The 12323-nt window shown below is 38.4% G+C and carries 12 protein-coding genes; 1 reads left to right on the top strand and 11 read right to left on the bottom strand.

Annotated features, from left to right (window positions below; genetic code table 11):
- Positions 1-46 precede the first annotated feature (46 nt).
- From MKY27_RS16420 to MKY27_RS16460, 9 genes are all read right to left on the bottom strand, one after another.
- On the bottom strand, positions 47-904 hold the full coding sequence (locus MKY27_RS16420) for a S1-like domain-containing RNA-binding protein (protein WP_339174083.1): 858 nt from the start codon (positions 902-904) through the stop codon (positions 47-49).
- Between the two features lie 26 nt (positions 905-930).
- The gene (gene mntR, locus MKY27_RS16425; RefSeq protein WP_339174086.1) at positions 931-1350 is read right to left on the bottom strand and encodes a transcriptional regulator MntR; all 420 of its coding nucleotides are present in this window, start codon (positions 1348-1350) and stop codon (positions 931-933) included.
- Between the two features lie 312 nt (positions 1351-1662).
- Entirely contained in the window at positions 1663-1944 is a 282-nt protein-coding gene (locus MKY27_RS16430; RefSeq protein ID WP_339199768.1) for a late competence development ComFB family protein, read from the bottom strand.
- A 256-nt stretch (positions 1945-2200) separates the two neighbouring features.
- Positions 2201-4612 (bottom strand): penicillin acylase family protein, encoded by a 2412-nt coding sequence (locus tag MKY27_RS16435; protein ID WP_339174090.1) that lies wholly within the window; start codon positions 4610-4612, stop codon positions 2201-2203.
- Between the two features lie 78 nt (positions 4613-4690).
- Positions 4691-5449 (bottom strand): exodeoxyribonuclease III, encoded by a 759-nt coding sequence (locus MKY27_RS16440; RefSeq protein WP_339196364.1) that lies wholly within the window; start codon positions 5447-5449, stop codon positions 4691-4693.
- Between the two features lie 102 nt (positions 5450-5551).
- Positions 5552-6463, bottom strand: a complete 912-nt coding sequence (murB, locus tag MKY27_RS16445) for a UDP-N-acetylmuramate dehydrogenase (protein ID WP_339174095.1) — start codon at positions 6461-6463, stop codon at positions 5552-5554.
- An 85-nt stretch (positions 6464-6548) separates the two neighbouring features.
- Complete coding sequence (locus tag MKY27_RS16450) at positions 6549-6854, bottom strand: helix-turn-helix domain-containing protein (RefSeq protein WP_339174098.1); 306 nt, start codon at positions 6852-6854, stop codon at positions 6549-6551.
- A 201-nt stretch (positions 6855-7055) separates the two neighbouring features.
- Positions 7056-7694, bottom strand: a complete 639-nt coding sequence (locus MKY27_RS16455; RefSeq protein WP_339174101.1) for an FMN-dependent NADH-azoreductase — start codon at positions 7692-7694, stop codon at positions 7056-7058.
- Positions 7695-7909: 215 nt separating this feature from the next.
- On the bottom strand, positions 7910-8614 hold the full coding sequence (locus MKY27_RS16460; RefSeq protein ID WP_339196366.1) for a DsbA family oxidoreductase: 705 nt from the start codon (positions 8612-8614) through the stop codon (positions 7910-7912).
- Between the two features lie 154 nt (positions 8615-8768).
- Here MKY27_RS16460 and MKY27_RS16465 point away from each other — a divergent pair, with 154 nt between their 5' ends.
- The gene (locus MKY27_RS16465; RefSeq protein ID WP_339196369.1) at positions 8769-10145 is read left to right on the top strand and encodes an FAD-dependent oxidoreductase; all 1377 of its coding nucleotides are present in this window, start codon (positions 8769-8771) and stop codon (positions 10143-10145) included.
- Positions 10146-10165: 20 nt separating this feature from the next.
- Here MKY27_RS16465 and MKY27_RS16470 read toward each other — a convergent pair whose 3' ends face one another.
- A complete protein-coding gene (locus MKY27_RS16470) occupies positions 10166-11092 on the bottom strand; it encodes a manganese-dependent inorganic pyrophosphatase (RefSeq protein WP_339196372.1) in 927 nt (308 codons plus the stop codon).
- Between the two features lie 131 nt (positions 11093-11223).
- Positions 11224-12072, bottom strand: a complete 849-nt coding sequence (locus tag MKY27_RS16475) for a MurR/RpiR family transcriptional regulator (protein ID WP_339196374.1) — start codon at positions 12070-12072, stop codon at positions 11224-11226.
- Positions 12073-12323: the final 251 nt, after the last annotated feature.

The following is a 12323-nucleotide window of genomic DNA, read 5'->3' on the forward strand; positions in this document are numbered from 1 at the left end:
AAGTAAAAGGTTTCATATGTATTTCCCCTTTTACTTATATTTGTATCTAAACGATTTCTGTCCAGCCGTCTTTTTGCGTAATTTTGCGTGCTTTCATTAAAGTACCTAGTGCACGTTTAAACGAACCTTTACTCATATTGAACATTTCGGATATTTCCTCTGGTGTTGACTTATCGCCAAATGGCATCTTTCCACCGACACTTTCCAAATAGGCGAAGATTTTTTCCGCATCATCACCTAAACGCTCATGTTTTCGGGGTAAGAATGAGCCGTTCAACGAGCCATCTTCCTTCACATCAATAATGCGCACTTGCACTTCTTGTCCTAGACGTGGCTCAGCTTTCATTTCCGATTCGTGTACGAAAATACGATAAGGGTTTTCAACGCCTAATAAAAACGAACCTACCGGTAATAGACGGTATGGTCGAGCTGTAATGTTTTTATTGAACATATCTTCTGCTGCGCCTTCAAACATGTCATTAACCTTTTCTTCTGTAATTAAACGACCGAATAAATCCCCGTTGCGATCTGTTCGTAATGTAATATACAAATGATCTCCCGCTTCCGGCCACACTTCTTCAATTGCAGGTAAGTCTTCAGCACGCACTAATACTTCGCGGGAAGTACCAATATCACAGAAAGCCCCTTCTTTTGTCACTTTCAACACTCGTGCCCAACCATAATCCGCTTCTGTAATATGCGGAATGGCTGTCGTTGCCTGAAGGTCTCCACGACGGTCCGTATAAAGGAAAACTTTTAAAACATCGCCGATTGCAATTTCTTCTATTACATCTGATGCATTTAAAGGAATTTCCAACTCACCATTCGTTAAAATATAACGTGACCCTTGCTCTTCCAATACCGTTAATTCCACAACTTGTCCTGATTTTATTAATTGATTCATCATATTCTCCTTTTTCTAGTCAATCATTACATACTATGATTTGATTTCATTTCTTCCAGCTTCTTGGTCAATTGAGGCTCTTCTTCTAAAAGCTGGACCAGATCTGCAATGCGATCAATGGAATTCCAGCTCAAGTGATGTTCAATACCTTCAACGTCTTCATATATACGTTCTTCATCAACCCCTATTAAACGCAAAAATTGTTCCAGCAAATCATGTCGCTGAACAAGTCTCTTTCCTAACTTTTGCCCTTTTGGCGTTAATGTTAAGCCTCTATATTTTTCATATATTAAATAGCCGTCTTTATCCAATTTCTGCACCATTTTTGTAACGGAGGAAGGTAGAACAGATAAAGCTTCAGCAATATCGGACACACGTGCATACCCTTTATGTTCAATTAGTAGATAAATTTGTTCAATGTGGTCCTCCATGCTAGGTGTTGGCATAGCTGTTCCCTCTCTTTCCAATTGCTTCTTTCAGTTTACTACAATTTCACGCAAAAAGTTAACTGAAAACAGTAAACGCTTAAATTACATTGACTCATTCCATAACGATTCGGCTATCGCAAGACAGGAAGCAGGTTAGTCCGTCATTTCCGTGAATTACGGCTTATACAAACAGCTTCCTACGCTAAAAGGCATTAAAAGAAAAAGGCTATTGCAATTAGTATGCCCCTAATTGAATAACCTCTTCCTTTTACCTTTTATAAAACTTGCTCGTAACTACTTATATACATAAAGAATGCATTGAATCATTTCTTATGGATGTTTAGGATATTGTTTAACAATGTGAAGGGCACGGATAATCTGTTTGTTGATTTCCTCAAGATTTTCCGGTGTGCTCATTTGTTTAAATACAGCATCTCTCGTTTCGTTTGAAGTAACATAACGAGCCGGCAATACATTTAAAACAATTGCATTCACATCCATCTCACATTGTTCACAATGACAAAATGTTTGATATTCAACGCCATGCAGCAGAAAACTTACAAGCCCTTTTACAATTTCTTCTGTTACATTTACTAATATAATACCTGACATTGTCATCTTTCGCCTCATTTATAAAACTGGATTCTCTTCTATAATCATATAACGCAAAGTAATTTAACTCAAACATTTCGATTAGAATATGTGACTTTTTTACTTTTGAATTAAAAACTATACCTCTATATTTTAGCTTACTTTATAAATATCAGTATACTACTTTCTGCCTTTAGTAAACTCATCAAATTAAGCGCAAAAAATGCATCCAGAAATTAAAACACCCTTTTTCTCGTTGAAAAAGGGTGTTTTACTTCTATTCGGCTTTTAAAATTAACTCGTACTTCGTATTAATATCGCCATTAATATTTGTTTTATGGTAACGGCCGTATACCCAGTTTGAAACTTGGTTGTCGTACCATTTTGACTTCACATGTCCACTTTGTCCTGGACCTACAATGTGATGTGCTGTATTTAAATTATCCAAGTCTGCAACAAAACGCCACGATGCACCGTGATTTACATTTCCGCTGCCATCTTCGGAAGCTGCCTGTACGGTAACACTAGACCCGCCAACCGGCAGTTTTTCAGGGTTGACATAGTCCGCTAAAAAGTCCGACGCACTTGCTAATGGATGTTTAAATGTAAGCTGATTATAGCTGCCCCATTTCCATTTTGAAACGGATGTCCCGTATTTACCTTTAATCTTCGTTACAGCATCCTCGAAGGCAGTATATACGAATTTATCCAGTCCGCCTTCTTCTGTAATCCAGACACCCGAATTACCTGCATATGCATCACGCAGCATTTGGTCTGTAATTTGCGATTTGCCAGGCATTAATTTATACACATCTTCCGGCATTGCATCCTGGAACAATGCTTTTTCCATGTTTTCGATTAAGAAATGGTACACAAGTGGTGCGCCTTGGTCTTTGTCATCGTAATACTCCCATTCTTCCAGAAGCGTAATGACATTTTTGTACTTACCATCTTGATCTTGAGCTTTAATCGTTTCAAGCAAGTCTGGTAAAAATTCTACTGCATGCAAATTCTTCTTATCCATTTGCATACCTTTCATTTCCGCAACAGAAAGCTTTAATAATTCACCTGTTTCCTCATCATACATCGGTGTTTTAATCATCTCTACGATTCGCTCATATCGATAAGGCTGTGCCCAAAGATTCGAAATATGGTAAGGGTATTCCTCGCCTACCACTTGATTGTTCGCTGTTGCAATAAAGCCTTCTTCCGGATTAATAACCGTTGGCAGCTCATCAAATGGAATATAGCTTTCCCAGCCGTATTCCGAAGAGTTACCTGGTACCGGTAATGAACCTGTACCTTGTTTACGGATTGGTACTAGACCATTTGCTTTGTATGCAATTGTTCCATCAGTTGAAGCAAACACAAAGTTTTGTGCCGGTGCTTTAAAGTCTTCTAGTGCAACTTCGAACTCTTCCCAATTTGTCGCTTTATTGAAGCCTAGAACTGCTTTTAATTCCTGTGTTGATTGCAGTGCTGTCCACTGCATAGAGAATTGCTCTTTCATCTCAGTATCTTTCAGCATAATATTAGAGATGACTGGACCGTGGCGTGTCTCCACAACTTCAAAGTCAACCGTTTCACCGTCTTTTACTTTGATCGGCTCTTGTCGTACAGTTGCCTCTTCCCATTCACCGTCATACTCAAATTCATACGGGTTTTCCGGGTTTGGTGTTTCAATATATAAATCTTGCACATCCGGGTTCACATTTGTTACACCCCATGCAATCTCTTCGTTATGTCCAAGAATAATTCCAGGAATCCCTGCAAAAATGACACCACTAACATTTTGTTCAGGTGATTGCAGATGCATTTGATACCATACAGATGGCGTGCTTAATCCTAGATGCGGATCATCTGCAAGTAATGGTTTACCTGATTTTGTCAGGTCACCGCTTATAACCCAGTTATTACTGCCGTTATGTTCTGACGGCAAATAATCCGTTGGAATGGCGCTTGCAATATCCGTTTCAAGATTTAAATTTGCCTCAATAATTGATTGAGCGTTTTCAGGGTATTCTACAAATAATTCTTCAGCTTGTTCTTTTGTATAATTCTGCATTGCCCATGAACGGAAAGCCTGCTGATTCCAGTTTCCGCCTAAGTCATATGCCATGTATTTTCCGATTGTCAATGAATCAATCGGTGACCAAGCTTCAGGTGTATACCCAAGTAATTTGAATTCATATGAAAGTTTGCTTGTACCTTTTACTTCATCGATAAAAGCATTTACCCCATCCGCATACCATTCAAGAATTTGTTTTGACTGTGCATCATAGTCATCCCATGATAACTCTGCAGCCTGTCGTAAACTGAATGTACGGAAAAACTTATCTGTATTTACCGCAGATTCCCCTACTACCTCAGCTAAAGTACCACTTGCTTGACGGCGTGCCAAATCCATTTGGAATAAACGATCCTGTGCCTGGACATAGCCTTGAGCACGATAAAGATCTGCATCGGACTTGGCCACAATATGCGGTACTCCTACACCATCTCTCGTAACTTCCACATCATCATCTAAAATGGATACTGCAAGTTCACCTTCAATGACAGGTTTAGAATTGGATACGTATAAGTGCAATCCTGCTACCGCCGCACCACCTATAATAATTAAAATCCCGACTGCCCAAATGGCGATGTTTATAAATTTGCGCCATTTTGACTTTTTCGCCTGTTGTGCCATAAATTCCACCTCTTTTTTTCTCTTTTTCACAAAGCTTTAATATGCTGCAAAAGTTCTGTTTCTATTAGTCTATTCATCTTACACCGTTTTTAATTTTAATACGATAGGGCAATGATCGCTACCTAAAATTTCTGAATGTATGGATGCTTCCTCAACCTTATCTACAAGCCGGTCGGAGATGATAAAATAGTCAATGCGCCAGCCGATATTTCTTTCGCGTACTTTCGCCATATAACTCCACCATGTGAAGTGGTCGGTTAGGTCCGGATGGAAATGCCGAAACGAATCTGTAAAACCGCTTGCAAGCAAATCTGTCATTTTCCCGCGCTCTTCATATGTAAATCCGGAATTTCCGATATTGGATTTCACATTTTTAATATCCAATTCGCTATGTGCAACATTTAAATCTCCACAATAAATGACGGGCTTTTTCGCATCAAGTTCCTTCAAATAGAGTGCCATACGGTCTTCCCATTGCAACCGCTCTTCCAAACGAGTTAAATCCCTTTTGGCATTCGGTGTGTACGTATTCACTAAATAAAAATTTTCATATTCCAATGTAAGGATACGTCCTTCATCTGCCGCTATTTCATTTTCGATACCGTAATACACTGCTAACGGTTCATGTTTCGTAAAGACAGCTGTACCAGAGTAACCTTTTTTCACTGCCGAGTGCCAATATTGATAATATCCTTCCAGTTGAAGATCAATCTGTCCTACCTGGCATTTTGTTTCCTGGATACAGAAAAAGTCCGCATCCATTTCACGGAAATAATCCAAAAACCCTTTATTTACACATGCACGAATCCCATTTACATTCCACGAAATAAATTTCATCTATCCTACTCCCTTTATGTAACTCATATTAAAATTATCCATTAAAAAAAGAGAACCCGCGCTAAACTAGCACGAGTTGAAGTCATTTTATATCATCCAAGATTAGTCTTCACCGACAATTTTTACTTCCATTTCCAAGTCGATATCATACTTCTCTTTTACAACACGCTGTACCATTTGAATTGTATCAATATAATCCTTTGCCGTGGCATTGTTTTTATTGACGATAAATCCTGCATGCTTTGTAGAAACTTCTGCCCCTCCGACACCTTTACCTTGCAATTCACTATCCTGAATAAGCTTACCTGCAAAATAACCTGGCGGGCGCTTGAATACACTGCCTGCTGAAGGGTATTCAAGCGGCTGCTTCGATTCACGCTGGAATGTTAAATCGGCAATTTTCTCATCGATTTGCTTTTGATCACCATGTGCTAATTGGAACGTAGCAGACAGTACAAAATAGCCTTTTTTAGCAATGATGCTTTTACGGTAAGAAAGTTCTAGTTGCTCATTGTTCAACTCAAGAACCTCTCCTTCCGGTGTCAATACTTTACATGATGTGACGATGTCTTTAACTTCACCACCGTACGCACCTGCATTCATTGCCATTGCTCCGCCTATTGAACCTGGAATACCACATGCAAACTCAAAACCGGTTAAGCTTTGAGCTGCAACTTGTTTGGATACTTCTTTTATCAATGCCCCACTTTGAGCATAAACCGTTTCACCTTCAATGCGAATTTCGTCCAGTAAAGCAAAATGCAGGACGATACCACGTACCCCGCCATCACGTACGACCATATTGGAGCCGTTCCCCAGCATGAGTAGCGGTACATTATTTTCGTATGCATACTTAACGACTGCTGCTGCTTGCTCTTCAGTTTTCGGCAGTACTAAAATATCTGCCTTACCGCCAAGTTTTGTCATCGTATATTTTTTTAATGTTTCATTTTTTTTTATATTAGTTGAAGGAATCCATTGTAATAAATCATTTTCCCACTGTTGAATTGTCATAAAAAACATTTTCCTTTCCTGTAAAGCTGACGTACTTTTTAAGTATCTGTTTTTATAACGCTTTTTACAAGTAAAACAGCAAGATTTATAACCAAGTTTTCGCCCATATTTCAATTTCTCTCACAGTTTGTTCAAGTGAACGCCCTTTATCGGTTAAATTATACTCAACACGAACCGGTACTTCTGAAAACACTTTCCGTTCAACAATACCTTCTTTTTCGAGTTCCTTTAGTCGCTCCGACAGTAAGCGTCCACTAATCGGTAATGCTGCTTCGATTGCATTGAAACGTTGAGGCCCTTCCAACAATTGATAAATAATTAAAGCTGTCCAGCGTTTTCCTACAAGCTCCATTGCTTTTGACAGGCGCGGACATAGTGCTGATTCTTTCATTTTCTTCACCTCATATTCACTACTCTAAAACTAAATTTATTTAACTGCTACTTATTATATTACCACTTCTCATTAATTACGAAAAGTAAGTAGCTTACTGCCAAGTGACATTTTACCTTAAGACACGCTGTTATCCGACTAAAAAAAGAAGGGAGCCCACAACTTTGTGAGCAACCCTTCTCTACTATATGAATAATTAAATTAAGCTGTTACTTTTGCCAAGTTTTGCGCTGCAGCTTTTACTTTTTCTAAGCCATCAGCAATAATTTGTTCAGCACCAGCTGGATTCGAAGCATGACCTTCGATAATAACTTCATCAATTTTTTCCATACCATATACGCCGCCGATAACTGCATTAATGTAGTTTACAGACATTTCTGAAGCAGATGCTTGTGGTGTTGAGTAAATACCGCCGCGAGCGTTTAATACGATATATTTTTTGTCAGTCATTAAGCTTACTAATTGACCTTGTTCATTGTATTTGAATGAATAACCTGCGCCATAAGTGTAATCGATAAATGATTGTAATGCTGCTGGAATTGTTAAGTTCCATAATGGGAATGCAAATACTACTACATCTGCAGCTGTTAATGCTTCACGAGATTTATTGAAAGCAGCTAATGAACCTGCTTCGATTGCTGATAATTCTTCGCCTGCTTGTGCTTTACCGAATGCATTGAATAGTTCTTGGCCAAAATATGGCATATTTTCTTCAAATACATCAAAAGATGTTACGTTTAAACCTTCAACGTTCGCTACTTCCGCCATGAATGTTTCATACATTTTTGTTGATACGCCGTCCGGACGGTTATTTGCTTTTACTACTAATACGTTTGTCATTTTCATTTCTCCCTACTATTTCAATCTTATTTATTTTTTGAATATTTTTATCTTGTTTTAAAATATCTCAAATTCGAGGTACTTATATATAATAAAAGAACAACCTAAAAAAATCAATTAGATTGCCCTCATACTTTAGTCTGAATTCCTATTTCACTTTTATATAAAAATACGAATCTAGGTAAAATTTCCCGTTAACACCACGTGAACTCCTGTTAAATATCACAAGAATCGTCAGTACACGCAGCCCCGTCTACCCCTTGCATTTTCAAGGGCTTACGCAAACCACTTTCCTGCGCTGCCTTTTCAATTGTTTGTTCAAATACTTCCTGTGGCTGTGCACCTGAAATTCCATACTTATTATCAATGACAAAGAAAGGTACACCGCGTACACCAAGATTTTGAGCTACCGCAATATCCTGCTGTACCTGTTCCATATACTCATCGCTTTCAATAACTTGACGCGCTTTTTCTGCAGATAAGCCGACTTCTTTTGCCAATGTCAGCAATACATCAGTTTGCCCAATTGCTTCACCTTCTAAAAAGTAGGCTTTTAAAACGCGCTCTGTGAACTGCTGTTCTTTCCCTTCCGTTTCAGCCCATTTTGCTAAACGGTGCGCTTTTACAGTGTTTGCACTTTTCATATCATCAAAATTGTACTCAAGCCCAACTTCTTTGGCACGTGCTGTAACATTTGCTGTCATTTTCTTCACTTCATCTAATGAAATTTGATACTTTCGGGACAATTCTTCGTATACAGAGCTTGTTGTATCAACAGGTGTAGAAGGATCTAATAAATAGCTTTTATATGATACTTCAATCGCCTCTCCATACCCAAGTTCATCTAATGCGATTTCCAATTGTTTTTTGCCGATATAGCAAAAAGGACATACATAGTCGGACCATACTTCGATTTTCATGCTAATCACTCTCCTTGTCTTGTATTGTAGCGAGCAACAATACAAAAGTACAATGTTTGAAACTACCCCTCTGGCCCGGAAATATTTAATATGTGACAACTCCTGAATAAATCCTCGTCAAATGCCCAATGCTAAAAAATAAAAAGGTGATATTTTGAAACAATCGCTCTGGCTCCCAACACATTCAGATTTTGCTGCCCCTACCCTTCAAGAATCGATCAACTGCGACATATGCATAATCGGAGGAGGGATTAGTGGCATTTATACTGCCTATTCGCTTGCTAAAGAGGGGCTTAGTGTCGTTCTTATCGAAGCAATGCCTCAGTTTGCACAAGGAACAACCGGCTATTCGACTGGAAAATTGACAGTGCAGCATAACCTCATTTACTCAAAACTAAGTGAAGAAGACGGGAAAATTTACTACGAGGCGAATAAGCGAGCTATTGAACAAGCCGCCTCCGAAAATAGCACAAGCTTTTCCCGTGCTACTTCCTATGTATATACAGCTACCCCACAAGGGAAAGAGCAGCTGTTAAATGAGGCGGAAAGCTATAAAAAAATCGGCATTCCCTTTGAAGCCACAAAAGAAATCGAACTTTCGGTTCCTGTAGAACTTGCGCTCGGCATTAAAAATGAAGGTCAGATCAATCCAGTACAGTTCACAAATACGTATGTCCATTTAGCAAGAAAACATGGAGCTCAACTTTATTTAAATACGAGGGTTACAAAATTAGAGATGTCCAAAAATTGCCTTCATACAAGCAATGACCATACTGTGCATTATAAAAAGCTGATTTTATGCACTCATTATCCGATTGAATCGATTCGTCAGCTTTATTCGATGAAGCTGCAAATTAAACGTTCTTACCTGACAGCAACTAAATATTCACAGCTGTTGGAAGGCCAATATTTAAGTATCGATGCGCAAAGCCGTACTATCAGAACAGCACTGATCGATAATCAGCCCTACTTCATCTACGGCGGACAATCACATACAGCCGGATCGACGAGCGATACAGACCCGTTTTACGAAACATTGCAGCATGAGCTAACAAAAGACTTTGAGCTTCCGCCATATGAATACGGCTGGAGTGCACAGGATGTTATGACTGCAGATCAGATTCCATATATCGGCCAACTATCCCCAAGTGATGACAGTTTGTACATTGCAACGGGTTTCAACAAATGGGGGCTTTCTTCTTCACTTGTTGCCGGAACATTGCTTACAGATCTTATTAAAAGAATTGCAAACCCGGCAACTGCTTTATACTCACCGAATCGTTCGAATTTCGGGAAGACCTTTTACTTTATGCTGCAAACGGGCGGGATGATTGGAAAAGAGCTTGTAAAAGGCTATATCGACAGACCGGATGCACCGAAATGTACACATCTTGGCTGTAAAACAAGATGGAATGTTGCAGATGATACATGGGATTGCCCTTGCCACGGATCACGCTATAACGCAAAAGGCGAGGTTATTGAAGGTCCTGCCGTCTACCCGTTAAAAATGAAAAAATCCGGTAACTCTTAAAAGAGTTACCGGATCATTTTTTATTTTAAGTTTTCAGTTAAAACGGGAACGATTTGTTTTTTACGTGATACAACGCCTGGTAAGCTGATGCGGCCATTGACAATTGTTGCACCGAAAGCTTTCGCAGCTTCTTCTGCAACTTGTCCAGCTGCAACTGCTGTTGAATCATTGTTTAAAATATCTGTTACGACAAAGAAGAATAAATCCAGGCCGTTATCAGCTATATTTTTGTTCAATAAGTTTTCAAGCTCTTCCTGGCGTCCAAGAACGTCTTCGATATCAACCGCATTTACTTGGGCAACCGTCGCTTTATACTCACCAAATTCAAAGCCTTTTGCGTCCAATGATAATAAATCTTCCAATGATTTATCCGAAAGGTCTGCACCTGCTTTTAGCATAGCTAAACCATATTGTGCCGTATCAACATTTGCAATTGCCGCCAGTTCTTCACCAGCTTTCACATCTTGCTCTGTACATGTTGGCGATTTGAATAGTAATGTATCCGAAATAATCGCAGAAAGCATTAAACCAGCAATATTAGCCGGAATTTCCACGTTATTTTCTTTATATAATTTATTTAAGATTGTTGCTGTACAACCTACAGGCTCCGCACGGAAATATACCGGGTCAGCTGTTTGGAAGTTTGCAACTCGGTGATGATCGATAACTTCCGTGATTTGTACTTCTTCGATTCCATCTGCTGATTGCTGGAACTCATTATGATCCACTAAAATTACCTGTGCTCCTTCATCTTTTACGTTAGCGATTAGACGCGGTGCTTCAAAGTTGAATTTTTCTAGTGCATACTTTGTTTCGTTATTTAATTCACCAAGTCGAACTGCTTCTGCATCTACACCTAATTGTTGTTTTAAGTATGCATAAACAATCGCTGAAGTGATTGTATCTGTATCTGGATTTTTATGTCCGAAAACTAATGTTTTACTCATGAGTGAGCCTCCTATTAAATGCTTTTCGCTCTTCATTTTAACATAATGTTCAGAAAGTGAAAAACAGAAGATTTACCAATATTGTTTAGCAAAAAGAAAACTGTAACGGCTGTGAGTTAGCCATTACAGTTTTAGCTGATTGCTATTAAATTAGACGCACTGACCGCGATTTTTGTCTTTTTAGTATATTGCTCATATTGCTGCGGGTTTTGGCTTACCATTGATTCTACCAATATATGCAAAAGAGAGAAAATAGCAATTGTACATGTAACTCCGTCTTCTTTTGTATTTGGAACAATAAGTACGGGGTTAGCCGGTTCCGCTTGAGATGTAAGCTCTTCGTTACGGATTGCAACAATTTTCACATTTTTTCTTTTAGCGATTTCTACTGTTGTTGCCATATCTTCATACTCTTCATCAAGCGATATAACGAAAAGCAATGAATCTTCGTCCATATATGCCAGTTGTTGTGCAATTTTATCTGCCTCATGGGGAATAAAATGAACATGATTTCTCAATCTGTTGACATTGCTGTACATCCAAAATGCAGCTGGTGTCGATTGTCTGAAACCTAAAAAGTGGATTTTCTTCGCTGTATGTAATAAATGTACGACTTCTTCAACATCCTGCTCTTTTAGCTGGTTGAATGTTTTTGAAATGTTGGCGATATCTTTTTTTACAATGTCCGCTCCAATATGATTACGGATTTTTTTTACAGGCATCGCTTGTTTAGATTCGGTTGCTTCACCTTTTTCCATTAAGTATTCCTTCAATTTATCTTGGAGCTCACTAAAACCTGCTAAATCCATTGAATAGCAAAATCTGATTACAGTTGATTCACTTACATCTGCTAACCTTCCTACTTCGGAGGCGGTATGTGTCCCAACTAAATTCGGATTATCCATAACAAACTGTGCAACTTTTCGCTGCCCCTTAGAAAGACGAATATACTTCTTCTTAATATTTTCGCAAATAGTCAAACTCTCCATCTCCCTTTCTTATATTTTTTTTAAAATAATACCTCACTCATTCATGTAACTTTACGTGCGCTAAATTCTTAATAATAAAAAATACATTATCATGAATAATAATAGAATTCAACGAGTTTTCTGAAAAAACTTTAGCATACTAAAGAATATAAAAATTCGGATAGGAAATTGACATACATTTGTAAAATTTATAATTTATAAATAAACTCTTATTAAAAAACTGTTATATTCATTTATCTATT

Origin of the sequence: Solibacillus sp. FSL R5-0449, from assembly GCF_037975215.1 — a bacterium.
In the GTDB taxonomy this organism is placed as follows: Bacteria; Bacillota; Bacilli; order Bacillales_A; family Planococcaceae; genus Solibacillus.

What these genes read in the sequence shown, in the direction of transcription:
- MKY27_RS16420 (WP_339174083.1), bottom strand. Translation starts at nt 904, where the DNA reads ATGAATCAATTAATAAAATCAGGACAAGTTGTGGAATTAACGGTATTG.
- mntR (WP_339174086.1), bottom strand. Translation starts at nt 1,350, where the DNA reads ATGCCAACACCTAGCATGGAGGACCACATTGAACAAATTTATCTACTA.
- MKY27_RS16430 (WP_339199768.1), bottom strand. Translation starts at nt 1,944, where the DNA reads ATGTCAGGTATTATATTAGTAAATGTAACAGAAGAAATTGTAAAAGGG.
- MKY27_RS16435 (WP_339174090.1), bottom strand. Translation starts at nt 4,612, where the DNA reads ATGGCACAACAGGCGAAAAAGTCAAAATGGCGCAAATTTATAAACATC.
- MKY27_RS16440 (WP_339196364.1), bottom strand. Translation starts at nt 5,449, where the DNA reads ATGAAATTTATTTCGTGGAATGTAAATGGGATTCGTGCATGTGTAAAT.
- murB (WP_339174095.1), bottom strand. Translation starts at nt 6,463, where the DNA reads ATGACAATTCAACAGTGGGAAAATGATTTATTACAATGGATTCCTTCA.
- MKY27_RS16450 (WP_339174098.1), bottom strand. Translation starts at nt 6,854, where the DNA reads ATGAAAGAATCAGCACTATGTCCGCGCCTGTCAAAAGCAATGGAGCTT.
- MKY27_RS16455 (WP_339174101.1), bottom strand. Translation starts at nt 7,694, where the DNA reads ATGACAAACGTATTAGTAGTAAAAGCAAATAACCGTCCGGACGGCGTA.
- MKY27_RS16460 (WP_339196366.1), bottom strand. Translation starts at nt 8,614, where the DNA reads ATGAAAATCGAAGTATGGTCCGACTATGTATGTCCTTTTTGCTATATC.
- MKY27_RS16470 (WP_339196372.1), bottom strand. Translation starts at nt 11,092, where the DNA reads ATGAGTAAAACATTAGTTTTCGGACATAAAAATCCAGATACAGATACA.